Origin of the sequence: Mycobacterium sp. IS-2888 (assembly GCF_001954215.1) — a bacterium.
Classification (GTDB): Bacteria; Actinomycetota; Actinomycetes; order Mycobacteriales; family Mycobacteriaceae; genus Mycobacterium.
This window is the reverse complement of the sequence record NZ_MBET01000099.1, coordinates 156,901-181,898: the sequence shown is the minus strand read 5'-3', so window position 1 is coordinate 181,898 and position 24,998 is coordinate 156,901. Positions and strand designations below refer to the sequence as shown.

27 protein-coding genes, 1 tRNA gene and 1 pseudogene are annotated in these 24,998 nt (G+C 66.2%); 13 read left to right on the top strand and 16 right to left on the bottom strand.

Annotation, left to right across the window (positions count from 1 at the left end; all coding sequences use genetic code 11):
• Positions 1-140 precede the first annotated feature (140 nt).
• On the top strand, positions 141-380 hold the full coding sequence (locus A5745_RS19705; protein WP_076060379.1) for a CsbD family protein: 240 nt from the start codon (positions 141-143) through the stop codon (positions 378-380).
• Positions 381-470: 90 nt separating this feature from the next.
• On the opposite strand, the gene A5745_RS19700 is transcribed toward A5745_RS19705, so the two are convergent.
• Together A5745_RS19700 and A5745_RS19695 are read right to left on the bottom strand one after the other, a co-directional pair.
• Entirely contained in the window at positions 471-1,478 is a 1,008-nt protein-coding gene (locus A5745_RS19700) for a dihydrodipicolinate synthase family protein (protein WP_076118248.1), read from the bottom strand.
• A gap of 34 nt (positions 1,479-1,512) precedes the next feature.
• Positions 1,513-2,310, bottom strand: a complete 798-nt coding sequence (locus A5745_RS19695; RefSeq protein WP_076118246.1) for an SDR family NAD(P)-dependent oxidoreductase — start codon at positions 2,308-2,310, stop codon at positions 1,513-1,515.
• Between the two features lie 255 nt (positions 2,311-2,565).
• On the opposite strand from A5745_RS19695, the gene A5745_RS19690 reads away from it, so the two are divergent.
• Complete coding sequence (locus tag A5745_RS19690) at positions 2,566-3,378, top strand: TetR/AcrR family transcriptional regulator (protein ID WP_076060658.1); 813 nt, start codon at positions 2,566-2,568, stop codon at positions 3,376-3,378.
• Between the two features lie 18 nt (positions 3,379-3,396).
• Here the strand turns inward: A5745_RS19690 and A5745_RS19685 are convergent, their stop codons facing one another.
• Both A5745_RS19685 and A5745_RS19680 read right to left on the bottom strand, forming a co-directional pair.
• On the bottom strand, positions 3,397-4,290 hold the full coding sequence (locus A5745_RS19685) for an enoyl-CoA hydratase/isomerase family protein (protein ID WP_076060373.1): 894 nt from the start codon (positions 4,288-4,290) through the stop codon (positions 3,397-3,399).
• Positions 4,287-4,970, bottom strand: coding sequence for a hypothetical protein (locus tag A5745_RS19680; RefSeq protein ID WP_076118244.1), 684 nt, complete (start codon positions 4,968-4,970; stop codon positions 4,287-4,289). The genes A5745_RS19685 and A5745_RS19680 overlap by 4 nt, the downstream gene beginning before the upstream one ends.
• 81 nt (positions 4,971-5,051) lie before the next feature.
• Between A5745_RS19680 and A5745_RS19675 the strand changes: the two genes are divergently transcribed.
• Genes A5745_RS19675 through A5745_RS19650 form a run of 6 tightly spaced genes read left to right on the top strand, consistent with a single transcriptional unit; the run spans position 5,052 to position 12,035 of the window.
• Positions 5,052-5,906, top strand: a complete 855-nt coding sequence (locus tag A5745_RS19675; RefSeq protein ID WP_371337059.1) for an enoyl-CoA hydratase/isomerase family protein — start codon at positions 5,052-5,054, stop codon at positions 5,904-5,906.
• Positions 5,907-5,915: 9 nt separating this feature from the next.
• Positions 5,916-6,728 carry an enoyl-CoA hydratase/isomerase family protein gene (locus tag A5745_RS19670; RefSeq protein ID WP_076118240.1) on the top strand — a complete coding sequence of 271 codons (813 nt, stop codon included), beginning with the start codon at positions 5,916-5,918 and terminating at the stop codon, positions 6,726-6,728.
• The gene (locus A5745_RS19665; protein WP_076060367.1) at positions 6,725-7,507 is read left to right on the top strand and encodes an enoyl-CoA hydratase/isomerase family protein; all 783 of its coding nucleotides are present in this window, start codon (positions 6,725-6,727) and stop codon (positions 7,505-7,507) included. Before A5745_RS19670 ends, A5745_RS19665 begins: the two co-directional genes overlap by 4 nt.
• On the top strand, positions 7,507-8,982 hold the full coding sequence (locus A5745_RS19660) for a class I adenylate-forming enzyme family protein (RefSeq protein WP_076118238.1): 1,476 nt from the start codon (positions 7,507-7,509) through the stop codon (positions 8,980-8,982). The genes A5745_RS19665 and A5745_RS19660 overlap by 1 nt, the downstream gene beginning before the upstream one ends.
• Positions 8,972-10,510 carry a class I adenylate-forming enzyme family protein gene (locus tag A5745_RS19655; protein ID WP_076118235.1) on the top strand — a complete coding sequence of 513 codons (1,539 nt, stop codon included), beginning with the start codon at positions 8,972-8,974 and terminating at the stop codon, positions 10,508-10,510. The genes A5745_RS19660 and A5745_RS19655 overlap by 11 nt, the downstream gene beginning before the upstream one ends.
• Positions 10,503-12,035 (top strand): class I adenylate-forming enzyme family protein, encoded by a 1,533-nt coding sequence (locus A5745_RS19650; RefSeq protein WP_076118233.1) that lies wholly within the window; start codon positions 10,503-10,505, stop codon positions 12,033-12,035. Before A5745_RS19655 ends, A5745_RS19650 begins: the two co-directional genes overlap by 8 nt.
• Here A5745_RS19650 and A5745_RS19645 read toward each other — a convergent pair.
• Positions 12,032-12,340, bottom strand: a complete 309-nt coding sequence (locus A5745_RS19645) for a hypothetical protein (protein ID WP_076118231.1) — start codon at positions 12,338-12,340, stop codon at positions 12,032-12,034. The two genes, A5745_RS19650 and A5745_RS19645, sit on opposite strands and share 4 nt — an antisense overlap.
• A 1-nt stretch (position 12,341) precedes the next feature.
• Positions 12,342-12,998 (bottom strand): DJ-1/PfpI family protein, encoded by a 657-nt coding sequence (locus tag A5745_RS19640; protein WP_076060359.1) that lies wholly within the window; start codon positions 12,996-12,998, stop codon positions 12,342-12,344.
• A gap of 75 nt (positions 12,999-13,073) precedes the next feature.
• On the opposite strand from A5745_RS19640, the gene A5745_RS19635 reads away from it, so the two are divergent.
• Complete coding sequence (locus tag A5745_RS19635; RefSeq protein ID WP_076118229.1) at positions 13,074-14,021, top strand: GlxA family transcriptional regulator; 948 nt, start codon at positions 13,074-13,076, stop codon at positions 14,019-14,021.
• Between the two features lie 4 nt (positions 14,022-14,025).
• Here the strand turns inward: A5745_RS19635 and A5745_RS19630 are convergent, their stop codons facing one another.
• From A5745_RS19630 to fabG, 6 genes are all read right to left on the bottom strand, one after another.
• Positions 14,026-14,382, bottom strand: a complete 357-nt coding sequence (locus A5745_RS19630) for a hypothetical protein (protein ID WP_076118227.1) — start codon at positions 14,380-14,382, stop codon at positions 14,026-14,028.
• Positions 14,383-14,449: 67 nt separating this feature from the next.
• A complete protein-coding gene (locus A5745_RS19625; protein ID WP_076060354.1) occupies positions 14,450-15,139 on the bottom strand; it encodes a GntR family transcriptional regulator in 690 nt (229 codons plus the stop codon).
• Positions 15,140-15,143: 4 nt separating this feature from the next.
• Positions 15,144-16,337, bottom strand: coding sequence for an acyl-CoA dehydrogenase family protein (locus A5745_RS19620; RefSeq protein WP_076118225.1), 1,194 nt, complete (start codon positions 16,335-16,337; stop codon positions 15,144-15,146).
• Positions 16,334-17,539 (bottom strand): CoA transferase, encoded by a 1,206-nt coding sequence (locus A5745_RS19615; RefSeq protein ID WP_076118223.1) that lies wholly within the window; start codon positions 17,537-17,539, stop codon positions 16,334-16,336. The genes A5745_RS19620 and A5745_RS19615 overlap by 4 nt, the downstream gene beginning before the upstream one ends.
• Complete coding sequence (locus A5745_RS19610; RefSeq protein WP_076118221.1) at positions 17,536-18,753, bottom strand: acetyl-CoA C-acetyltransferase; 1,218 nt, start codon at positions 18,751-18,753, stop codon at positions 17,536-17,538. Before A5745_RS19610 ends, A5745_RS19615 begins: the two co-directional genes overlap by 4 nt.
• A gap of 21 nt (positions 18,754-18,774) precedes the next feature.
• Complete coding sequence (gene fabG / locus A5745_RS19605) at positions 18,775-19,536, bottom strand: 3-oxoacyl-ACP reductase FabG (protein WP_371337069.1); 762 nt, start codon at positions 19,534-19,536, stop codon at positions 18,775-18,777.
• Positions 19,537-19,642: 106 nt separating this feature from the next.
• On the opposite strand from fabG, the gene A5745_RS19600 reads away from it, so the two are divergent.
• A complete protein-coding gene (locus tag A5745_RS19600) occupies positions 19,643-20,824 on the top strand; it encodes an acyl-CoA dehydrogenase family protein (protein WP_076118217.1) in 1,182 nt (393 codons plus the stop codon).
• The gene (locus tag A5745_RS19595; protein WP_076118215.1) at positions 20,821-21,642 is read left to right on the top strand and encodes a mycofactocin-coupled SDR family oxidoreductase; all 822 of its coding nucleotides are present in this window, start codon (positions 20,821-20,823) and stop codon (positions 21,640-21,642) included. Before A5745_RS19600 ends, A5745_RS19595 begins: the two co-directional genes overlap by 4 nt.
• A 16-nt stretch (positions 21,643-21,658) precedes the next feature.
• Here the strand turns inward: A5745_RS19595 and A5745_RS19590 are convergent, their stop codons facing one another.
• The 4 genes and pseudogenes from A5745_RS19590 to A5745_RS19575 all read right to left on the bottom strand — a co-directional run bounded on the left by A5745_RS19590 (position 21,659) and on the right by A5745_RS19575 (position 24,216).
• Positions 21,659-22,735, bottom strand: a complete 1,077-nt coding sequence (locus tag A5745_RS19590) for a phosphotransferase family protein (RefSeq protein ID WP_076060342.1) — start codon at positions 22,733-22,735, stop codon at positions 21,659-21,661.
• Between the two features lie 143 nt (positions 22,736-22,878).
• Positions 22,879-23,622, bottom strand: a pseudogene (locus tag A5745_RS19585) (siderophore-interacting protein); the annotation flags it as partial.
• Positions 23,623-23,733: 111 nt separating this feature from the next.
• Complete coding sequence (locus tag A5745_RS19580) at positions 23,734-24,069, bottom strand: hypothetical protein (protein WP_076060341.1); 336 nt, start codon at positions 24,067-24,069, stop codon at positions 23,734-23,736.
• 63 nt (positions 24,070-24,132) lie between these two features.
• Positions 24,133-24,216 (bottom strand) — tRNA-Leu (locus A5745_RS19575).
• Between the two features lie 60 nt (positions 24,217-24,276).
• On the opposite strand from A5745_RS19575, the gene A5745_RS19570 reads away from it, so the two are divergent.
• A complete protein-coding gene (locus tag A5745_RS19570; protein WP_076118213.1) occupies positions 24,277-24,657 on the top strand; it encodes a hypothetical protein in 381 nt (126 codons plus the stop codon).
• Positions 24,654-24,998 carry a DUF3817 domain-containing protein gene (locus tag A5745_RS19565; RefSeq protein WP_076118211.1) on the top strand — a complete coding sequence of 115 codons (345 nt, stop codon included), beginning with the start codon at positions 24,654-24,656 and terminating at the stop codon, positions 24,996-24,998. Before A5745_RS19570 ends, A5745_RS19565 begins: the two co-directional genes overlap by 4 nt.

Genomic DNA, 24,998 nt, shown 5'->3' with positions numbered 1-24,998 from the left:
GTGTAAATCCCCCGCTCACGAGGCGATCGGATGATTCGTGTCCCGGGTGTGGCGAGCGACACGCCGCGACACACGTTTGGTCCCGCCCGGCGACCGGGAAGACGCATAGGAGACATCCATTAGCGAGGGGAGGGAATGCAATGGTTGACATCAAGAGCGGTGTGGCGGAAGCCGTCAAGGGCGTCGTGGAAGACGTGAAGGGCAAGGCCAAGGTCGTCATCGGCGCGGTGATCGGTCGTGACGATTTGTTCAACGAGGGCAAGGCTCAGCAGGACAAGGCCCAGGCCCAGCGCAATGCGGCGAAGAAGGAGGCCGAAGCCGAATCCGCCCGCAGCGCGGCCAAGCTCGCGGAGAAACGCCAGCAGGCCGAACAACACTAAGCATCAACTGCATGGCGAAAGGCCCGGCTCGTCGGAGGTCGGGCCTTTCGTCTTGAAAGTAGCTCGCCGCCAATCGTTTTCGCGCGACAGCTACTGGTCGATGAGCCCCAGCCGGCGGTAGGCCTTCTCGATCTGGGCCTTCGCCTCGGGCGGCAGCACCGCTTGGGGCGGCCGGGAGTGCGGGTAGTCACCCACCGGCAGACCCAGCAGCGAGGCGGCGTACTTGAACGCGCCGCCCCAGTGGGTCAAGTAGTCCGATCGCCCGGGGTAGCAGGTCCACCAGGATCCGACGTCCAGGTCGAACTGGTCCATCCCGGACTCGCGGCCGTAGTCCATCGCCTCGAGCAGTTTGTCGTTGCTGACCAGATCCCAGTACTCGGAAAACAGTCGCCGCTTGGGGGTCTCGAACAGGTAGCCGGCCGTACCCAATTGCGCGGGGCATACGATGCCGGCACGCAACCACCCCGCGCGGTACACGGTCCGGTCGCATTCCCAGATCGCCAAGTCGGGCGCCAACTCGTGCAGCCGCCGGCTGGCCTCCGGCCGGAAGGCGCCCTCCTTGGTGGCGCACACGGCGGGTACCTCGTCGTAGATCCGCGCGCTTTCGGCCGGGGTCAACACGTAGCCGGAGGACGGGGAGTTGAACATCCCCAACGCGATATCGGTGCGCGCGGCGATGTACTTGAAGAACCGCAACACGCCCTCGCCGCCGTGGGCCTCCATCATCGGCGTTTGGATGTAGGCGATGTCGGCGCCCACCTCTTGGGCGTGGAGCGTCAACTCCAGACAGTCCTTCGCCGACATCGCGGCCGTGCAGGCCTGCACGACGACATCGGGATTCAGCCTGCGCGCCTCCTCGATTGCCACCTCTAACAGGCGTCTGCGCTCGTCGAGGGTCAGCGACCAGAACTCGGCGATGCCGCTGGTGCACCACAACATCGGGTGGCCGAGGTCGCCGACGCAGTAGCCCACCAGCGTCCGGTAGGCGTCCCAGTCGATGTCGTCGCCGTCGGCGCCGCAGAACGGCGTGTAGAGGGAGTCGCCGATTCCCCGCAGTGCCCCTCGCGCCCAAACACGCGCCTCGGCAGCCGTCGCCATAGTCCACTCCTTATGTGCGCCAAGCGATTTGAAGTCAGGTGAAGTCGGAACCACCGTCGACGTTGATGTTGGCCCCGGTCATGTAGGAGTTCCGTCGCGACGCGAGGAACGCGGCGACGGGCCCGATTTCTTCCGGTAGCCCGGCCCGGGGCATTTGCGCCGGATGCCCGAAGTGCTTGCCGATGGCCTCCATCAGGCGATAGGGGTCGCTCCCGTCGACGCCGACCGAATTCGCCCAGCCGACGAGCGACTCGGACGCGATGCTGCCCGGCGATACGACGTTGACCAGGATCTCGTCCTTTGCCAGCAACAGGGACAGGTTTTTCGAGACGCTCGTCAGCATCGACTTGGCCGCCGTATAGGCGGGCAGCATCACACTTTGTCGCTGCGTCGAATGCGCCGAAAAGTTGACGATCCGTGCCCATTGCGCGTTGCGCAGCAACGGAAGTGCCGCGCGAACGCAGCGCACCATGCCCATCACGCCTTCTTCGACGGCCTCGCGCCACTGGTCGTCGGTCAGGACTTCGAAGCTGCCCGGCGCGCCCGGGCCGACCGTATTGATGAGCACGTTGAGTTCGCCGTTCCACCGCTCGCCAAGCTCGGCGAACAGCTTGTCGACCTCGCCGGCGTCACCGATGTCGGCGGCGAGCCCGACGGCATCGGGACTGCCGCGCGCCGTCAAATCCGTCACCGCGCTGTCGAGGCTGGCCCGTGTTCGGCCGACGACCGCCACCCGGGCGCCTTCCTCGGCGAGGCAACGCGCCGTCGCCAGCCCCATGCCACGGCTACCGCCGACGACCACCGCAGCGGCGTTCGCCAGTCCTAGATCCATGGTGTAATCCGCGGCTCATCGGGAGATTCACCCACAGGGTTGCGTCCGGCCATCTTCGCCCGTCCAGCCTTATTTACCAAAAAGCCTACGATAGGTATTACAGTAGCAGATGGAAATTTGCACGAAAGCCGAGTTGGCTGGTCAAAGGCGAACAGCGACACGCCCGCGTATGCACAGGTGGGAGAGGATCTGCCGGTAGATTCACCTGCACGGGTGGCACGGTTCTTCAAGACCGCAGACGCAGGATACATTCTGATGGAGGTGCCCGTAGTGGCAAAGCAGGCAACCGCTGACAAGCGGCAGCGACGCGAACGCGGATCCATCAATCCCGATGACATCATCAGCGGCGCATTCGAACTCGCAGAGCAGGTATCGATAGACAACCTGAGCATGCCCCTGCTTGGCAAACACCTCGGCGTCGGTGTCACCAGCATCTACTGGTACTTCCGCAAGAAGGACGATCTGCTCAACGCGATGACCGATCGCGCCTTGAGCAAGTACGTGTTCGCCACCCCGTACGTCGAAGTCAGCGACTGGCGCGAGACGTTGCGCAACCATGCACGTTTGATGCGCAAGACGTTCATGGGTAACCCAATTCTGTGCGACCTGATTCTGATTCGCGCCGCGCTGAGTCCCAAAGCCGCGCGCCTCGGGGCGCAGGAGATGGAAAAAGCGATCGCCAACCTGGTCGAGGCCGGGCTCACGCCCGAGGATGCCTTCGACACCTACTCCGCGGTCTCGATGCACGTCCGCGGGTCGGTGGTGCTGCAGCGGCTCTACGAAAAGAACCAATCGACGGACCTCGGACAGCGCGCAATCGAGGACGCCGTGGCCATCGATCCCGGAACCACTCCCCTGCTGGCCCAGGTGACCGGAATCGGCCACCGCATCGCGGCCCCCGACGACACCAATTTCGAATACGGCCTCACGTGCATCCTCGACCACGCCGACCGGTTGATCGAAGAGGGCAAGCGGTCGAAGGGCGCCAAGTCGGCGCCATCGCGGCAACGCAAGGCGGCCAAGTCACCCGCTCAGCGGGCGCGGAGCAAGGCGCCGGCGGCGCGTTAGCACCGGCGAATCGCGTTATCACGCATCGGGTTCCGGCACATCGAAGTGCTCATCACGTAGCCGAAATGCTTCCTTGGTGCCGTGCTGTGCGCGGGTTTTGACGAAGTTGAACTCGTCCGGGCCGAACTGCAGGTTGGTGCCGAAAGCGTGGAACAGATAGCTCGCCACTTCCTCACCCTGGTACGCCTGGGTCTGCTCGACGAGCCGGAACGCCTCCTTGGCGATGACGACTCCATCGGCCGGCATCTTGGCCGCCTTCTCGGCCCAGTACCGGGCGCGGGCCGTGACGGAGCCGGGATCGCATGTGTCAGTGAAGATTCCGAGCTGCTCGATGTCGCCGGCTTCGATGATGTCGCCGGTCAGCAGCAGGCGCCGGGCCAGCACCGGCCCCAGCCGGTGGAAGAACATGTGCAGGCTACCGAGCGCCGGGCCGAGGAAGCGCGTCGCCGGCATGCCGATCTTGGTGTCGCGCGCGATGACGGAGATGTCGGTCATCAGCGCCATCTCGAAGCCGCCGCCCAGGGCGTAGCCGGCGATCTCACCGACCGTTACCTTGGGGAAGCCCAGCAAGTTATGGTAGAAGCCAAATGACTTGCGGTCCACCGTGAGTCGCCTGCGCTGGCTGGGACGGCGCTTGGCCGCCGCATCGTCTGGACCGCCCTCCTTCCCATACCAGCCGTACGCGTTGTTCATGTCGGCGCCGGTGCTGAAGACGCCGTCGACCCCGCGCAGCAGGACCACCGTGAGGTCGTCGTCGTCGGCCACGCGATCCAGGCAACGGGCGACGGCGTCGCGCATGGCGGCGTCGTAGGAGTTGCGTTGCTTGGGATTGTTCAGCGTGATCGTCGCGATTCGCCGCTCCGCATCGACGTCGAAAAGTACCCGATCGTCCGGGTCGCCCGAGGCAGTCATCCGTCGGATTCCTTTCGCCGCCTGCCGAATTTGAATCCGGTCAGCTTCTCCGGCGGCGAGGCCAACGTGTTGACCTCACCGATGCACAGCACTTCGTCGTCGAGCAGGAGCCGGGCCGTCGACGTGATCCCTCGTTCGCCCTGCGAGCGAACGATGTCGAACCGCAGCTCGGTCACGATCGGCGTCGGCCGGCGGAACGTCACGAGCAGTGATCGCGTCTTGCCGGAAAGCCCGGTAACGCAATTGTGATGCTGTATGACGCAGTCGAAAAAGACGCCCAGAAAGCCGCCGTGCACCAGTCCGGGCGGGCCTTCGTAGACGAGGGGAAAGACAACCCGGCCGCCGGCCGTCTCGGCGTCGAGATGATCGAACCCATACTCCGGAAAGCATGGATTGTATGCGCCGATGTCCGTGGCGTGATTGAGATAGACGCGCCGGGGATCGTCGTCCATCTCACCTATTCGGGGCGCGTAGTCCTTCGGAGCGGCGGCGCCCAGCTCGCTTTCCCATTCGGCGAACTTGGAGAGCATGACGTCGACCGTCGGGTGATCGTGTTCGAGGCTGAGCAGCAGGGAAATCAGGCGCCGCATGGCGCCGGCGGCGGCCACGGTCTGGGCCAGCGGGGCCTCGCCGAACTTAGCGTCGCCGGTGTGGGGCGAAGCGGTTGTGCCCTCGGCCATGCTTCCTCTTTCACCCGGATATTTCCGTCGGCAGCGTTTCCTTGCTAACTTATACAGCGTATCAATCGTATTGCCTACTGTATGGGTAACCGTATCGGCGGAGAAAGGCCGGATTCGACGGTGAGCCACGAGGCCGAGAAGGCCGGTGCCGACGGTTCGGTGACTGTGCGCCGAGACGGCGCGGTCTTGCGGGTCACGCTCGACCGGCCATCCCGGCGTAATTCGTTGACCCAGTTGATGATCGGGACTTTGGTCGAGACGTTGACCGATGCCGCCGCCGACGACTCGCTGCGGGCGATTCACCTTCGGGGCGCCGGCGACGACTTCTGTGCGGGTGTCGACTGGGTGGCCACCAACGATCGGCAGCGCCCGCGTACCGGTGATCTGGTGCGGCGCATTCCCCACCAAGCCCATCGGGTGATCGAGCTCGTCGGGAGCATTCAGCTGCCGGTGGTGTGCAGCGTGCAGGGACGGGCGGTGGGGTTCGGCTGCAATTTGGCGCTGGCCGCCGACTTCACCGTGGCCGCGACCGACGCGGTGTTCTGGGAGCCGTTCGTCGACCGCGGCTTCAGCCCGGATTCCGGCTCGACCTGGCTGCTGCCCCGACTGGTCGGCCTGGCCCGGGCCAGGCGAATGCTGCTGCTCGGCGAGAAAGTCAGCGCGGCGGATGCCGCCGACTGGGGATTGATTCACCAGGCGGTAAGCCCCGCCGAACTCGACGGCGCCGCCGAGGAGTTGGTGGGCCGGCTGGCGTCCGGGCCGACGGTCGCACTCGGGCTGGCCAAGCAAGCGCTGGGCTTCGGTCAGGATGCGACGCTGAGCCAGTCGCTGATCCAGGAGCTGTTCAATCTGGAACTATCGTGTCGGACAAGCGATTTCAAAGAAGGCCTGGAAGCCTTCCGGCAACGCCGCGCTCCGAAATTCAACGGCCGATGAGGAGCAGGGATGCCCACTGACTCGTTCGACACCATCGACTACGACGTCGACGGGCACACGGCCACCATCACGCTGAACCGGCCGGAGGCGCTCAACGCGCTGAGCCCGCACATGATCACCGAACTGCGGGCCGCCTACGACGAGGCCGAGAACGACGACAGGGTCTGGCTGCTCGTCGTGACCGGCACCGGACGCGCCTTCTGCACCGGGGCCGACGTCAAAGCCATTCCCGGCGACGGCAAGGTAATCAACGAACGGCCGTATTTGTCGACCTACGAACAGTGGGAGGCACCGCAGGAGGGCACGCCGCCGTTTCGCACGATGGCCAAGCCGGTGCTCGCGGCGATCAACGGATTGTGTTGTGGTGCCGGGCTGGACTGGGTCACCACCGGAGACATTGTCATCGCGTCGGACAAAGCGACGTTCTTCGATCCCCATGTCAGCATCGGGCTCGTGGCCGGGCGCGAGGTGGTCCGGGTGGCCCGGGTGCTGCCGCGCTCGATTGCCCTGCGCATGGCTCTCATGGGCAAGCATGAGCGGATGAACGCACAGCGGGCATACGAGCTCGGGCTGATCAGCGAGATCGTCGAACACGACCGGCTGCTGGAACGCGCCCACGAGATCGCAGACATCGTCAACTCCAATGCGCCGCTGGCGGTTCGGGGCACCCGGCTCGCCATCATCAAAGGCCTCGACCTGCCGCTGCACGAAGCCGAGATGCTGGCCGAGTCGTTCCGCGAACGCAACCTGCACACCGAGGATTCTCTCGAAGGGCCCAAGGCGTTCGTGGAAAAGCGGAAGCCGGATTGGCGGTGTCGATGAGTTTCGAAACCATCCTGCTCGACGTCGACGCCTCCGACCACGTCGCGACCATCACGCTGAATCGGCCCGAGCAGCTCAACGCGTTCAACCGAGCCATGTGTGAGGAGATGGCCGAAGCCTGGCGCGCGGTCAAACTCGATGACTCGGTGCACTCCGTCGTGCTGCGCGCCGCCGGCGACCGGGCGTTCAGCGCCGGCCTGGATATCAAGACGCCCTACGGCCAACCCGAAAACGTCTGGAACCACCAAGATCCCGGCGAGTCGCTGAGCCCCAAGTGGCAGAAGATGTGGAAACCCGTGGTGTGCGCCGTCCAGGGCATGTGCACCGCGGGTGCGTTCTACTTCCTCAACGAATCCGACGTGGTCATCTGCTCAACGGACGCAACGTTTTTCGATTCACACGTGTCGGCCGGCCTGGTCTGCGCGTTGGAGCCGATCGGCCTGATGCGGCGCATCGGTCTGGGTGAGACGTTGCGGATCGCGCTCATGGGCAACGACGAACGGGTCGGCGCCGACACCGCGCTGCGAATCGGCTTGGTATCGGAGGTGGTCTCCCCGGACCAGCTGTGGGACCGTGCCCGTGAGATCGCCGCGGCGATCGCCGCCAAGCCGCCGTCGGCGACCCAGGGCACCGTGAAGGCGATCTGGGAGTCGCTGGACAAGCCGTATCGAGCCGCATTGGAGCAGGGGCTGATCTACACCCGGCTGGGAAACCCGCTCGGCACCGCCGAGTTAGCCACCCAGCAGAGCGAGGGCCCGCGCCAGCCGAAGATCCGCTGATGCCTCCTCACCCACTCAGCCAGCGCATCGCGGAAGTACTTGACCTGCAGCCCGACTCGCACGCCATCGAGTACGAAGGCCGGTGGTTGTCGTGGCGTCAAGTTGGCGACGCGGCACGGCACGTCGCATCCCTCACCCCCAACCACAAGGCCGGGATCGGGATGCTGCTGCGCAACCGGCCAGCCCACGTCGCGGCATTCCTCGGTGTGCTGCTGGGCGGCGGAACTGTGGTCACCATCAATCCATCTCGGGGCGATGAGCGCACCCGAGCCGATATCGCCGGGCTACGACTGCCATTGGTCATCGGCGATTCCGAGGACCTGGCGACGCTGGTCAGCCCGGAGACCCCGACCGTCGCGATCTCGGGCCTGTTGGACGATGCCGGCGGGTCGCCGCGACCGATGCCGGACGCCGCTGACCCACCGGGCGTGGCGGTCCGGATGCTGACCAGCGGAACCACCGGCCCTCCCAAACGAGTTGACCTCAGTTACGACATGCTGGCGCGCAGCGTGATGGGTCCCGATCCGGAGAACGCGCCGGCGCCCACGCGGCTGAGGCGCGGGGTCGCGATCGTCAATTCGCCGCTGGTGCACATCGGCGGTGTGTTCCGGGTTTTGCAATGCATCGCCGAAGCGAGATCGTTTGTGCTGCTGGAAAGATTCGAGCTCAACGCCTGGGCCGAGGCGGTCCGCAAGCACCGGCCCCGCGCCGTCTCGCTGGTACCGGCGGCATTGCGGACGGTGTTGCACTCCGATGTGCCGCGGGCCGACCTGGACAGCATTCGGGCGGTCACCTGCGGCACGGCTCCGCTCTCGGCCGACGACGCCGACGCCTTCACCGACAAGTACGGCATCCCCGTGTTGACTTCCTATGCCGCAACCGAATTCGGCGGAGGCGTCGCCGGCTGGACCCTGACCGACTACCAGAAGTACTGGCGCGCTAAACGCGGCAGCGTCGGCCGGGCCAACCCGGGTGCGCAGCTGCGGGTGGTCGGCGATGACGGCGAGACGCTCGAGCCGGACCGGGTGGGCCTGCTCGAGGTGAAGCCGGGACAACTCGGGCCTGCGGCGACGTGGATGCGGACCACGGATATGGCGCGAATCGACGCCGACGGCTTTGTGTGGATCGTCGGGCGGGCCGATCAGGCGATCATCCGCGGCGGGTTCAAGGTCATGCCCGACGACGTCCGCGTCGCGCTGGAGGGCCATCCCGCGGTGGCGGGTGCCGCGGTGGTCGGGCGACCGGATGAGCGGCTCGGGGAGACTCCGGTCGCCCTGGTGGAACTGCGCGCAGCCGAATACGTCGACGCCGACGCGCTGGTGGAGTACCTGCGAACGCGATTGGCCCGCTACGAGATTCCGACCGAAATCGCGGTCGTCGACACGATCCCGCGCACACCGTCGGGTAAGGCCGATCTGAGTGCGGTCCAGCGTTTCTTCGACGAATCCGCCGCGCAGCGAGACCATGTGCGGTGAGTTGACGGTCGCCGGAATCCTGCGGACCCAGACGCAGTCGCGCGGTGGCCACCCGCTTCTGGTCTGCGACGCCGATCGCATCGGCTACGCCGAGGCCGATCGGCGGTCGGCCGAGCTGGCCCGCGGACTGATCGCCCTCGGCGCCGGCAAGGGAACCCATGTCGGCCTGCTCTATCCAAATGGCCCCGAGTTCGTCGTCGGGATGCTCGCGGCCGCGCGAATCGGCGCCGTCGTGATCCCGTTTTCGACTTTCGTCACCGCTCGCGAGCTGCGCGAGCAACTGGTCCACAGCGATGTCGAAATTCTCTTGAGCGCCGAGTCGTTCCGCTCCCACGATTACGCGGAACGAATCGCCGAGGCGCTGGCGGACCCCCGCTTCGATTCGGGCGAACGCCTGTTCGTCGCCGCCGCACCGCAATTGGGCCACGTTGCGCTCACGCATGGGCAGCTCTGCGGGCTGGCCACGTCCGTCGAGCCCGCGCTGCTCGCAGCCATGGAACACGATGTCGACGGCTGCGATCCGCTGGCCGTCGTGTACACGTCGGGATCGGCGAGCGCTCCCAAAGGAGTGGTGCACACCCACGCCGCCCTGCTCGAACATCAGCAAAACCTCAACGAGATCCGCGGTTTGACCGCGGCCGACAAGCTGTTCTGCAATTCGCCGTTTTTCTGGATCGGTGGGTTCGCGTTTGGCCTGCTGGCCACCCTGGTTGCCGGGTCGACGCTGGTGTGCTCCAACGCCAGCGATGCCGGCGAGACGCTCGACCTGCTGGAGGCCGAAAAGCCAACCATGACCAACGGTTTCGCAGCCGGGGTCGCTCACCTGGCCAACCATCCCAGCTTCGCCGAACGCGATCTGTCCTCGATGCGCCGCGGCAACTTGTACCCGATCATGCCGCCCGATGTTCGCCCGGCCGACCCGGAGTTGCGTCACAACATGCTGGGCATGACCGAGGCCGGCAGCGTCGTACTGATCAGCGACGACGAATCGGATCAGCCCGAAGCGCGGCGGGGATCGTTCGGTAAGCCGGCACCGGGATTCGAGACCAAAATCGTCGATCCCGATTCCGCGGGAGTCGGGGAGCTGTGCATTCGCGGGCCGTACGTGATGCAGCGGTATTACAAGCGCGGCCGCGAGGAATGCTTCGACGCCGACGGCTGGTTCCACACCGGCGATTTGGTGCGCGTCGATGCGGACGGCTTCTTTTATTTCGCCGGCCGGCTCAGCGCGATGATCAAAACGGCGGGCGCCAACGTCTCGGCGGCGGAGGTGGAGAAGGCCATCGCCAAGGTCACCGGCGCCGAGGCACACGTCGTGGGCATTCCGGACGCCGAGCGGGGCGAGCTGGTAGCGGCCGTCGTCGTCCACCCCAATCTCGACGAAGGCGCGTTGCGCGAGCGGCTCAGAGCCGAATTGTCGGCGTACAAAATCCCGAGGCGGTTCGCCGCCCTGACCCGTGCCGAAATACCGCTGCTGTCCAGCGGCAAGGTCGACACGCAGCGGCTGAGGAAGCTATTCGATGCCTGACACCATCGACCGGCTTGTCAGGTTGCGTGCCACACAGCACGGCGCCAAACCGATGGTGATCGACCCGACGACCCGGATCAGCTACCGCGAACTCGACACAACCACACGCGATTTGGCCGCGATCTTCGTCGACGCCGGCATCGGAAAGGGCACCCGGGTCGGGCTGATCATGCCCAACTGCGTGCGCTGGGTGCAGGTCGCCGTCGCCCTGACCCGGATTGGCGCGGTGCTGGTTCCCCTGAGCACGCTGCTGCGGGCCGGGGAACTGGTCGCCCAGCTACGGGCCGCCTCGGTGCAGTTCCTGGTGAGCGTCGCGGAATTCCGCGGCCACCGCTACCTGGACGACGTCTGCTCCATGCCGCGGCTCGAACTTCCCGCCCTGCGCGAAGTTTGGCCGGCGGACCGGTTCGACGACCACGCCGCGGCCGGTGAGGGCGCTCGCCGGATCGTCGACGCCATGACCGAAACGGTCACCCCCGCCGACCCGCTGGTCATCATGTTCACCTCCGGCAGCAGCGGAGCACCCAAGGGTGTCATCCACTCGCATGGCAATGCGTTGGGCGCGGTCGAGTCGGGCCTGTCGGCACGCTGCATCGCCACCGACACGCGCCTGTATCTCCCGATGCCGTTCTTCTGGGTCGGCGGCTTCGGCAGCGGGATACTGTCGGCGCTGCTGGCCGGTGCCACCCTCGTGACCGAGGAAATCCCGCGCCCCGAAACCACCCTGCGGCTCCTCGAAACCGAGCGCGTCACATTGTTTCGCGGCTGGCCCGATCAGGCCGAGGCGCTGGCCCGGCACGCGGAAACGGTTGGCGCCGACCTGTCGGCGCTGCGGCACGGCAGCCTGGAAGCGCTGCTGCCGCCCGAGCAGCGCGGCGCTCCCGGGGCGCGGGCCACGCTGTTCGGCATGACGGAGGCGTTCGGGCCCTACTGCGGCTATCCCGCCGACACCGACATGCCGCCGACGGCGTGGGGCAGCTGCGGAAAACCCTTCCGGGGCATGGAGGTCCGCATCGTCGACCCGGAGGGCGGTGGACCGGTTCCCGCGGGAACCGTGGGCATGATCCAGATACGGGGACCGCACACGCTTCGCGGCATTTGCCGTCGCAGCCGCGAAGAACTGTTCACCGCCGACGGCTTCTACCCCACCGGCGATCTCGGCCACCTCGATCGAGACGGGTTCCTGTTCTACCACGGCAGATCCGACGACATGTTCAAGGTCAGCGGCGCGACCGTATACCCGAGCGAGGTGGAGCGCGCGCTGCGCACGATCGACGGCGTCCAGAACGCGTACGTCACCAACGTCTCCGGGCCGTCAGGTGAGCGGGTCGGCGCGGCGGTGGTTTGCCACGACGAGCTCACGCCCGAACAACTGAGGGTCGCTGCCCGAAAGCTGCTGAGCGCCTTCAAAGTTCCGACTGTGTGGCTGATGCTGCGATCCGACGACGACGTTCCGCGCGGCGGCACCGGCAAGGTCGACATCCAGCGCCTGCGGGAGGCACTGCTCGGGGCGCAGCGCGACTAACGGCGACTGCCGGACACCGCCGACCGCGGCAACCGGCCCGCGCGAGAATGCCCCGTCATGACATCACCGTCGACCACGACGTCGAAGGCCAGATTCAGCCGAATGGGCTTGGTCACCGATTGCCGCCATGTCAACCGGGTGCCGTCCGCGACGATCTCGCTCCGAATGCCTTGCAACGGAACCGTTTCGGACTTATAGGTCGCCGTCCCGCCGAGCCCGTCACGAGATTCCCTGAACACATACTCCACGGCGAGTGTGCCGATCGGCGTTTTGATCGTGACGTCCCATTCGCCTTCGATGCCCAACTCATGCCTCCACTGGTTCTCGCCCGCTTGGGCGCCACACGGTGCCCCGGCGCTCGTACTCGAAGAGCTCCTCGACGGCGCGCGGAATTCGCGGGCCGTACCACCGCTCCAACAGGTAGAGACCCAAGTCCAGCCCCGATGTCACCCCACCCGCGGTGACCAGATCCCCGTCGTCGACGACCCGAGCCGCCACCGGGTGCACGCCGGAAGCCTCGAGTAACTCCAATCCCAAATGATGCGTCGCCGCGTGGCGTCCTTCGATCAGGCCCGCCATCGCCATCACCACCGATCCCCCGCACACCGCCGCCATCGTCACCTCTGGGTTGGCGAAAGCCTTCCGCAACAACGGCGTTAGCTCGGTCTGGCTTGCCCGGGCCAAAACCACCGGAATGGTCTCGACGCCGTCATCCGGGTCCCCGGCCACGGGCCCGCTGGCGCCGGGCACGATCACACATCCGCGGCTGTCCGGATCAAGCGTGGCGGTGGCGGTCAACGCGAGTCCACGGGTTCCCCCGGTCACGCTGCGTGCCCCCTCCGCCGACACGAGCGTCACGGTCAGCTCGCCCCCCACCCTGTCGCTGCCCGCGGCCAGCACTTCGAACGGCCCCACGACGTCGAGCGGGTCGAACCCGTCGTACAGCACGATTTGCGCATGCATTCAGCCATCGTCATGGGTCGGGCGGCGGTGGGCCAGTGGCTGGATTGACACGATGCGCCGGTATATTGCCAAGCCATGCATCGCGTGGCAGTGCTGGCGGAGCCGGACGTCATCGCGTTCGACATCGCCATCGCGGTCGAGGTATTCGGCCGTGTCCGGCTCGAGGACGGCGCGCCCGGCTACCGGGTCCGAGTGTGCGGTTGCGAGCCCCTCCTAACGGCCGGACCGATCCGCATCTGCACCGACTTCGGCCTGGAAGAACTCGGCAACGCCGACACCATCGTCGTGCCGGGACGCAACGACGTCACGGTGCCGGTCCGCGACGACGTCGCCACCGCCCTCAAGTCGGCCCACAGCCGCGGCGCCCGAATCGCATCCATTTGTAGCGGAGCCTTCACCGTGGCCGCCGCGGGCATCCTGGACGGCAGGCGCGCGACCACCCACTGGTTGGCGGCCGAATTGTTCTCTGCCGCTTATCCCAACGTCCGGCTCGACGCCGATGCCCTCTACGTCGACGAGGGGCAGATTCTCACTTCGGCCGGAGCATCCGCGGGCCTGGATCTCTGCCTCCATATGGTCGCAACCGACTACGGCTCCGCGGCCGCCGCCGACGCCGCCCGCTTGGCGGTCGCCCCACTCCATCGCACCGGTGGGCAAGCGCAATTCATCATCCGCAATCGCCGCATGTCCAACACCGAACTCGATGGCCTGCTGGCATGGATCGAGAACAACGCGCACCTGCCGCTGACCCTCCGCGAGATCGCGCGTCAGGCGTCCACCAGTGAGAGGACCATCAACCGGCGCTTCAAGCAGGAGACCGGGCAGACACCGATGCAGTGGGTCAACGGCATTCGGATCAAGCATGCGCAGGAGCTGCTGGAGAGAACTTCCGACAGCGTCGAAAACGTCTCACGCCGAGTGGGTTTCGCATCGGCGACGAATTTTCGTGAACAGTTTCGCCGGCTGGTCGGGGTGGCACCGCAAAGCTATCGCAATACGTTCCGGGACAAGGCCGGCAGGTGACGGGTCATTGGACTCGCGTCCAGGGTTGACAGTTCTGCGACTCGAAGGCCTTAACCGATGTGTTGATATTGGCGAACATCGGACCGATGGAGGTGTTCGTCTGGAGCACATGGTCCTTGTTCGCATCGGGCGTGCTGTAGGTGAACCACGAGCACATGGAGTCCTGGGTCGGCACATTGTTGATCCAGACGCCAAAGGCCGACCCCGACCCGCCAGTGTGGTAGAGGCCCGGTGCAATGTCGGGTCCGACGACAAAGACACCATTGCCGGGGATCGGGTCGAGCGGGTCGGCGATGGCCGGGGGCGCGAGCGCGACCACGCATGCGGCGAACACGGCCGACGTGCGAAGGATTGGGGGCATTTCTCATCTCCGTACCGTTGCCCACCCCAATGGCAGGGTAAGCCCCGCCGTGCTCGCACAACAACAGCTAGTCCCGTGAACCGTTTACCTCCACGACAACCCCATGGGCGGTGAGGTGGTCGATCAGCGGAACGGCGCCGGCGGCAAGGTGTTCTGACATCGCGGCCCGCGCGAGTTTGTCGTCGCGCTTTTTCAGCGCGGACAGGATCCGGCGATGGTCCTTCATCGACTGTTCCGGCCACCCCTTGATGTTGGGGAACACCGATTCCGGGGCGTAGCGGGTGATCTGCAACATCAGCTGGGCGAGCTTGGGTGAATCCGCGGCAACGTTGATGGCCCGATGGAATTCGTGGTTGAGACGAACGGTTCGCTCATGGTCGTCGCCGGCATAGGCGTCTTCGAGCTGCGCTTGGATCTCCTTGAGTTCACGCAACTGGTCGTCGGTGATGTTGATCGCGGCGCGTGCGGCCAGCTCGCCGCCGACGTGAGCCTGCACGTTGGCGACGTCGGCGACATCGCGCCCGGTCACGGGCAACACCACGAATCCCCGGCGCGGCTGCTGGGCGATGAGGCCCTCGGCGCGCAGGGCGAACAGCGCCTCACGCACCGGGGTGACACTGATCCCCAGTTCCGCGGCAAGCTGGTCTAGCCGAACGTAGGATCCCGCGGCGTAGGTGCCGTCGAATATCCGGGTGCGGACGAATCGCGCGACGTCCTCGGAAAGCTGAGGCCGCGCGGCGAAATCCGGAACGCTCATCGCCTCACACCCGATACTCGGCGAGCAATCGCTTGCTGATGATGGACTTCTGGATCTCGCTGGTTCCTTCGCCGATGAGCAGGAACGGCGCATCGCGCATCAGCCGCTCGATCTCGTATTCCTTGGAATAGCCGTAGCCGCCGTGAATCCGGAAACTCTGCTGCGTGACCTCCGAACAGTATTCGCTGGCAAGGTATTTGGCCATGCCGGCGGCGACGTCGTTGCGTTCTCCCGAGTCCTTCAGCCGCGCCGCGTTGACCATCATCAGGTGTGCGGCTTCGACTTTGGTCGCCATCTCGGCCAGCTGGAACGCGATGGCCTGGTGCTCGGCGATCGGCTTGCCGAAGGTGTGGCGTTGCTGCGCGTATCGCACCGCGAGCTCGAAGGCGCGGATTCCGATGCCGCAGGCTCGCGCCGACACGTTGACCCGGCCGACCTCGATGCCGTCCATCATCTGGAAGAATCCCTGCCCCGGCGTACCACCGAGGATGTCGTCGGCGCTCGCTCGGTAGCCGTCGAAGATGAGCTCGGTGGTCTCGATGCCCTTGTAGCCGAGTTTGTCGATCTTGCCGGGAATGGTCAGGCCCGGCACGACTTCACCAAAACCGACGGGTTTCTCGACAAGAAACGCGGTCAGGTTGCGGTGTGGCTTGTCCGAACCTTCGTCGGTGCGCACCAGCACCGCCACGAGCGTCGACGTCGCGCCATTGGTCAGCCACATCTTCTGTCCGTCGATGCTGTAGGCGCCGTCGGAATTCCGCTTGGCCCGGGTGCGGATCGCGGCGACGTCGGAGCCCAGCTCGGGCTCGGACATCGAGAATGCGCCGCGGGATTCGCCGATCGCCATGCGGGGCAGGAACCGCTGCTTCTGCTCGTCGGTGCCATGCTGACGCAGCATGTACGCCACGATGAAGTGGGTGTTGAGCACCCCCGACACGCTCATCCACCCGCGTGCCAGCTCCTCGACGCAGAGGGCGTACGTAAGCAGCGACTCCCCCAGGCCGCCGTACTCCTGCGGAATCATCAGTCCGAACAGACCCATCTCGCGCATCTGGTCGACGATGTCCTGGGGGTAGGTGTCGGCGCGCTCGAGCTCCGGCGCGTTGGGAATGACTTCCTTGTCGACGAATTGCCGTACGGTAGCGATGATTTCGGTCTGAAATTCGGTCAGGCCGAGCGTCTGCGCGAGTCTGGTCATGGGCTGTCGTTCCCTATCGTGTTGGTGCTTATCAAGCGCTCGATGTCGGCCGGGATCAATCCCAGGCACTGCGCGAGCAGGTCGGGGGTGTCTTGCCCCAGGGTGGGTGCCGGAGCGCTGGCGGGATGGGTGCCGTCGAACGAGATCGGCAGGCCCGGCGCGAAATAGTCTCCGACACCGGGTTGATGGAGCCGTGAGAAGAGCGGGTTTGCGGTCACTTTGGGGTGTTCCGCGGCCTCCGCGAAGGTGCGGTATCGCTCGAACAGGACGGTGGTGTTCGACAATGCCGCGGTGACCTCCTCGGCCGTGTGCTCGGCGAACCAGGTGGAGAACAGGCCGGAGAGAGCATCACGGTACCGGTAGCGGTCCCCTTCGGCGGCAAAGTCCACACCCAGCGCCCCGGCGAGTGCCGACACCGCGGCGCCGGTGCCCGTCGCCTCGACCAGATCGCGAAAGTGCCTGCCGGTCAGCGTGACAACCATGAATGCCACACCGTCGCGGCTGGTGAAGTCCTGGCCGTATTGGCCGTAGATGGCGTTGCCCAACCGCTGGCGTTGGGTCCCGTTGACCTGCGGCTCGGTCAGCAGGCCCAGATTTCCCGCGGTGGCCAGCGCGACGTCCTCGAGCGCCAGGCTGATGCGCGCACCCCTCCCGGATTGCTCGCGGCGCCGGACGGCCGTGACCACGGCCAGCGCGGCGTACAGGCCGCAGCACACATCCCAGGCGGGCAGCACATGATTGATCGGACCGGCATGATCGGCCGGTCCGGTCACGAGCGGGAATCCGAGACCGGCGTTCACGGTGTAGTCCACCCCGGTGGAACCGTCGCCACGCCCAACGAGCTGCACGTGGATCACGTCGGAACGCTTGGCGGACAACTGATCATGGCTCAGCCAGGACAGACCCGCGGCGTTGGTGACGACGATGCCGTCGCCCTCGACGATCAGCCGCTGGACGAGTTCTTGACCTTCTGCCGAGCGCAGATCGATGGTGGCCGAACGTTTCCCCTTGTTCAATCCGGTCCAGTAGATCGACGTGCCGTCCGCCGCCAGCGGCCACCGCTGGACGTCGGAGGCGCCGCCGATCGGGTCGATGCGGATCACCTGGGCGCCGAGCTGACCCAGCGTCATGCCGCACAGCGGTGCGGCGACGAAGCTCGACACCTCCACCACGGTCAGGCCGCTCAGCGGCAACTCGCTCACGTCGAAGCGACCCGTTCGAAGACCGCGGCAAGCCCCTGGCCGCCGCCGATGCACATGGTCTCTAACCCGTAGCGCGCCTCCCGGCGATGCAGTTCGCGCGCCAGGGACGCCAGCATCCTGCCGCCGGTGGCGCCGACCGGGTGACCCAGTGAGATGCCCGACCCGTGCACATTGGTTCGGTCGTGGTCGGCCGAGCCGAAATTCCATTCGCGCATCACCGCAAGCGCTTGTGCGGCAAAGGCTTCGTTGAGTTCGATGACGTCGATGTCGGACAGTTGCAGGCCCGCCTTGCCGAGCGCAACCTCGGTCGCGGGCACCGGGCCGATGCCCATGACGTTCGGCGCCACGCCCGCCAGCCCCCACGACACCATGCGGACCAACGGCCTCAGCCCGTATTCTGCGGCCTTCTCGCGCGTGGTCACCACGCACATGGAAGCCGCATCGTTCTGTCCGCTGGAATTGCCGGCGGTGACCGTCGCATCCGGATCTTCGGCCAGCAGAACGGGTTTGAGCTTGCTCAGCGACTCGACCGATGTGTCGGCGCGTGGATGCTCATCGGTGTCGATGATTTCCTCGCCGTGCCGGCTGCGGACCTCGACGGGAATGATCTCCTCCGCGAAGACGCCGTCCTTTTGCGCCGCCACGGCACGCTGGTGTGAGCGCACCGCGAGCTCGTCTTGCTCCCGGCGCGAAATGCCGTACTGGCGACGCAAGTTCTCAGCCGTTTCCAGCATGCCGCCCGGAACCGGATGGTGCCGGCCGCCGGCCGTGGTGCGTCCCCGGGCCAGCCCGTCGTGCACTCGGACACCGCTGCGGGCGCCACCCCACCGCATGTCGGTGGAATAGAACGCGACATTGCTCATGCTTTCGCATCCGCCGGCGATGACGAGATCGTGGTCGCCGTTGGCCACCTGCAGGCACGCCTGGATCACCGCCTGCAGACCGGACCCGCAGCGGCGATCGACCTGCATGCCCGGAACCGTCACGGGCAGACCGGAATCCAATGCCACCACTCGCCCGATCGCGGGCGCCTCGCTGCTCGGATAGCAGTGCCCGAGGATGACGTCGTGCACGGCCTCCGGCGCAAGTCCGGTTCGTTCGAGTAGTCCTTTCAGCGCGGCGACGCCGAGGTCGACCGCGGTCTGCGACTTGAACATTCCGCCGTAGCGGCCGATCGGTGTCCGTACCGGCTCACAAATAACCGCTTCACGCATGGCTATCCTTTCGCGGCATGCTCAGATGTGCCGGCCGCCGGTGACTTCCATGACGGTGCCGGTCATATACGAGGACAGGTCGGAGGCCAGGAACAACGCGACGCTGGCGACCTCGCTGGGTTCCCCCGCCCGGCCCATCGGAACCTCGGCCTCCTTCTGGTCCCAAATGCGTTGCGGCATAGCCTCCGTCATGGCCGAGCGAATCAGGCCGGGGGCGATGACGTTCACCCGGACCCCCAGATAGGCGAGTTCCTTCGCGGCGGCCTTGGTCATCCCGACGATCCCGGCCTTGGCCGCGGAGTAGTTGGTCTGGCCGATCATGCCGACCTTGCCGGACACCGACGACATGTTGATGATCGCGCCGCGCTTGTTTTCCCGCATGATTGCCGCCGCCAGGCGGATGCCGTTCCAGGTCCCCTTCAGGTGCACGTCGATGACCTGATCGAATTGTTCCTCGGTCATCTTGCGCATCGTCGCGTCGCGGGTGATCCCGGCGTTGTTGACCATGATGTCCAGGCCGCCGAAGCGCTCGACCGCGGTCTGGATGAGGCTCTCGACATCGGCCGCTTGAGTCACATCGCACCGGACCGCCAGGGCAACGTCATCACCGCCCAGCTGCTTGGCGGCAGTTTCGGTCGCCTCGAGATTCACGTCTCCCAGCACGACGCGTGCGCCTTCGGCGACGAATCGCTCCGCGATAGCGAAACCGAGACCCTGTGCACCACCCGTGACCACCGCGGCCTGACCGCTGAGCAACGACACTGAAGACCACTCATCCTTAATCGCGTTCTTGCTCCCAGGGGGACCCCTGCGATCCGAATATCATATTTCATATAGGATCCTGTCCTGGGAGCTGGGGTACCCATTCGAGGAAAAGGAGCGTCTGCGCATGACCGTCGCGGGAGTCCACGAAGACCGCGAAGTCTCGGACGAAGATTTCCAGGCGATCCTTGAGGCGACCCGTCACTTCGTCCGCACCGCGGTGATCCCGCGCGAGCAGGAGATCCTGACCGACGACCGGGTGCCCGATGATCTGCGCGAACAGGCCAAGACGATGGGTTTGTTCGGGTACGCGATTCCTCAGCAGTGGGGCGGCCTTGGGCTCGATCTTGTGCAAGATGTCGAGCTGGCAATGGAATTGGGCTACACCTCGCTGGCGCTGCGGTCGATGTTCGGCACCAACAACGGCATCGCCGGACAGGTTCTCGTCGGCTTCGGCACCGACGAACAGAAGAAGCGCTGGCTCGAGCCAATGGCGTCGGGCGACGTCGTCGCCTCCTTCGCGCTGACCGAGCCCGGCGCCGGATCCAACCCAGCGGGCCTGCGAAGCAAAGCGGTCCGCGACGGGAGCGATTGGGTGATCTCCGGGCAGAAGCGCTTTATCACCAACGCGCCCGTCGCCGACCTGTTCGTGGTGTTCGCGCGGACCCGCCCGGCCGACGACCAAGGGCCGGGGATCGCCGTCTTCCTGGTGCCCGCGGACGCAGCGGGCGTCGAGGTCGGCACCAAGGACGCCAAGATGGGCCAAGAAGGCGCGTGGACCGCGGATGTCAGCTTCGACGACGTGCGACTGGGCACCGACGCGCTGATCGGCGGCAGCGAAGACCACGGCTATCGGGCGGCGATGACCTCTCTGGCGCGCGGCCGGGTGCACATCGCCGCGCTCGCGGTGGGAGCCGCGCAACGCGCTCTCGACGAGTCGGTGTCCTACGCCGCCACCGCGACGCAGGGCGGGACGCCGATCGGAAACTTCCAGTTGGTGCAGGCGATGATCGCCGACCAGCAGACCGGGGTGCTGGCCGGTCGGGCGCTGGTCCGCGACGCGGCCCGGCTATGGGTCACCAACGGGGACCGCCGGGTCGCGCCGTCGGCGGCGAAGCTGTTCTGCACCGAAATGGCCGGCAAGGTAGCGGATCTCGCGGTACAGATCCATGGCGGCAGCGGCTACATGCACGGCGTGCCCGTCGAAAGGATCTACCGCGACGTGCGACTGCTGCGGCTCTACGAGGGCACCAGCGAGATTCAGCGTCTGATCATCGGGTCCAATCTTGTCAAGGCGGCGCAGCGATGACCGGCAGACTCGAAGGCAAGGTCGCGTTCATCACCGGAGCGGCGCGCGGGCAGGGGCGGGCGCACGCCATTCGGATGGCCGAGGAGGGGGCCGACATCATCGCCGTCGACATCGCCGGCAAGCTCCCGTCCTGCGTTCCCTATCCGCCGGCGACCGAGGAGGACCTCGCCGAAACGGCTCGGCTGGTTGAAGAAACGGGTCGCCGGATTGTGACGTCGGTCGTTGACACTCGCGATTTCGACGGGCTGCGCAAGGCGGTCGACGACGGGGTCGCCGCACTGGGGCGACTGGACATCATCGTGGCCAACGCCGGGATCGCGGCCCCGCAGGCCTGGAACGACATCACGCCGGAATCCTTTCGCGACGTGATGGACGTCAATGTGCTGGGCACCTGGAACACCGTGATGGCCGGCGCCGACAAGATCATCGACGGGGGCCGCGGTGGCTCGATCATCCTGATCAGCTCGGCGGCCGGGGCGAAAATGCAGCCGTTCATGGTGCACTACACCGCGAGCAAGCACGCCGTCACCGGGCTGGCCCGCGCCTTCGCCGCCGAGTTGGGCAAACACTCGATCCGGGTCAACAGCGTTCATCCGGGTCCGGTGAACACCCCGATGGGATCCATCGAAATGGTGGAGGCGATAGGCAAAGCCATGGAAACCAATCCACAGCTGACCCACGTCCTCACCCCGTTTCTGCCCGACTGGGTGGCCGAGCCGGAAGAGATCGCCGACGCCGTGTGCTGGCTGGCCAGCGACGAATCGCGGAAGGTCACCGCGGCGCAGATCCGGGTAGACCAGGGCTCCACGCAGTACTGATTGCGCCGCGCTCACATCAGCGCAGCAATTCCAGCGTCCCCAGGTCGCGGATCGCTTGGCAGCCGCGGCTGAGCATGGCCAGCACCATGTCGTCGCCGCGCTCGGTGGCGGCCGCGAACGCGAACCCCAGCGCCGAGATCAGCGGCGCCTGCAGTACACCGAGCCGGTAGTCACGCCAACATGTTTCGCGGTCGTAGTCGGTGACCCCGCCACCCGTCAACGCCCGGTGATAGTCGGCGACGAGCTCCTCCTCGATGCTGGCGCGCAGTCGCGAATTCAGGCTCGTCGCGGTGAAGTAGGCGAGATCCCTGGCCGGCAGGCCCACGCCGAGCGTCTGCCAGTCGACCACGCTGACCCGCGTTCGGTCCGGATCGAACAGCATGTTGTCCAGGCGATAGTCCCCGTGCAGCAGGGCAAACCGGTCATACTCGGCCAGCAGCCACGGTTCCACCAAACCCATTGCGGTGCGGAATGTTTCGCGGTCTTCCGCGCTCATTCGATCGCCCAGCTTCTCGATGGTGATGTCGGCGCTCATCCGCGCCACCTCGCCCATGCCGCGGGCGCCGGCCTCGTCCGGGCGGCCAAACGCGATGCCCGGAAAATCCAGCCAGGCCGGGTCGCACCAGCTGGGCGCGTGCAGGCCCGCCAAAGCGTTTGCCGCGAGGCGCGCTTCGGCTTCACCGCAGCCGGCGAGCTGATCGCCCTGAACCGCCGGCGCTTGATCGGCCAGCAGCAGGGCGAAATCCATTGCATCCTCGGTGATCTCGCAGTAGAAGCACCGCGGGGTCGGCACCTGCACCCGATCGGCCACGGACGAGTAGAACGCGCACTCGCTGCGATAACCGATGACGACCCGGTCGCGCACGGTGTCGTCCTGGGCCGGCAGCTTGATCACGTAGGTCTGCGGCAGATCACGCGGATCCGTCGCGTAGCGGGCCGTTACCCGGTAGGTCGCGCCGGTCTGGCCGGTGCCGATCGCAACCACGTCCACGTGCGACACCTCGACGGTTGGGTGGCGTTCGCGAAGCACGGCCGACAGCCACTCGGGCGTGACGTCGCCGGGATACCGCGGAATGGACACCACAGCACTCATGGGCAGCACGCCTCCGTACCGAGACCGTCGATGGACGGCTCAACTGTAAGGCATACGGCAAGGGCGGAGGCCGAGGGTCGGTCCGGTCAGCGCGGGTCCGCCGTTGGGGGTCCGCCGGCGATGCCGGCGTCCGTCTTGTCTCCACGACGGGTGCCCATTGCCCGCCCGGCGTTCCAGTAGGCCTGGGCGTGTATCTGGGACTTGCGCAGGCCGAACTCGTCACGCAGCCTGCGTCGGACGTGCTTGAGGGTCGCGGCCTCGGGCGTCGCCCACACGTACCAGCCCGTCCATTCGCGGCCCTCGATCGCCTCGGCCAACGACCTCTCGTCGCGGCGTGCGACCCAATGCACTTGCAGCCGAGGGTGTTTCGCCAGCGGGATCAACCCGTCGTTGTCGTCGTGCCGCTCGAGGTACATCTCGATCGGTACATCGTCCGGGAGGGCTTCGACGATCCCATTCATCCCGGGGATCGATGCCGAGTCACCGATCAGTAGGTAGCCGGCGGGGGGCTCGTCGGGAACAGCGAAGCGCGACGAGCCCATCAAGCACATGACTGCGATTGTCGTGCCAGGTTCCACCGATCTCGCCCACAACGACGCCGGTCCGGCAGGTTCGTGCAGCACGACGTCGACCGCGAACCGGCCCGCGGCGACGTCCGCCTCGGAGATCGTGTAGGCGCGCTGGAACTCGGTGTTCGACCCGTCGGGGTCGGGAAACCAGAACCGCAACCAGGCCGCGGGTTCGGCCTTCGCGTCCTCGAAGAGCGTCGGCGACTCCATCCGCACCCGCACGAAATGCGGTGCGATGCGGACGGTTTCGATTACCGTTGCGGCGTGGTCGCGGGCACCCAAACCCCGCAAGATCACACCCTGCAACCCGCGTCCCATGAGCGGTCCTCTCCCGTGACGGCGCGTTCCGCCACCCTTCGGCTAGTAGTTGCCCTCACAAACTAAGGGTTGCCTAACCAAAGGTCAACTCAAGGCGTTAGTGAGAGGGGGCTAGCGACTGCGCGGCGCGCGCGGGTTTGGGCCGATTGCCAGGTCTGCTTCGGACTCTTTGCGCTTCGCCTCGGCCATCTTGCGGTCCTCGGCGGCGGCTTCGCGATGGCGCTCTGCGGACCTGCGGTGCACGTCTGTGTGCGAGACGCCTCGGTCGACCGTCACGTCTTGCACGCTCGCGAGCCGTTCGTGCTGGCGCGCCGATTCCTCGATGCTGCGGGCGGCCGAGAGTCCCGCGTGGGCGGCGCGTCCGCGAGCCTCCGCGACTCTGCGTTCCGCGGCCGCCAGGTCTTGTGCGGAGACGGATTCTTCGGAGGGCTCGCGTCCGGTCGCCATGGCGTCTTCCTTTGGTGCGATTCATCGCGGTTACCCGCGGAATGCACGGCGAAACAGAAAGTGTGCGGGCGGAGGGACTCGAACCCTCAAGCTCTCACGAGCAATGGCACCTAAAACCATCGCGTCTGCCAATTCCGCCACGCCCGCGGACCCGGCGATCGTATCGCCTCGGCCTGGGCCCGAACCGTCGCGCGGTACCTTCAAGGGGTGTCCACTACACGTCGTCGCAGGCCCGCGCTGATCATTCTGGTGATCGTCGCCGCCTGCGGCTGCCTGGCCCTGGGCTGGTGGCAGTGGACCCGGTTTCAGTCCGCCTCGGGAACCTTCCAGAACCTCGGGTATGCGCTGCAGTGGCCGCTGTTCGCGTGGTTCTGCGTGTACGCCTACCGCAAGTTCGTGCGCTACGAGGAGGCGCCACCGGAACCGCGGAAGGGCGGCGCCGTCACCGAGATACCCGCCGGGCTGCTGCCCGAGCGCCCCACGCCCACGCAACAACCGCCCGACGATCCCGCGCTGCGGGAGTACAACGCCTATCTGGCAGAGCTCGCCAAGAACGACGCCGAAAAGCAGAACAGGACTACCGCATGACCACACCCGAGAAACCCGGTGCGCCGGCCTTCCCCGTCGAGAAGATCCGCACCGCGTTGTTCGGCTACCGGATCATGGCGTGGACAACGGGTATCTGGCTGATCGCCCTGTGCTACGAGATCGTCTCGCATCTCGTGTTCCACCACGAGATCCGGTGGATCGAAGTGGTGCACGGCTGGGTGTATTTCGTCTACGTGCTGGCGGCGTTCAATCTGGCGGTCAAGGTCCGCTGGCCGATCGCCAAGACCATCGGCGTGCTGCTGTCCGGCACCATCCCGCTGCTCGGGATCATCGTCGAGCATTTCCAGACCAAGGACGTCAAGGCGCGCTTCGGGATTTAG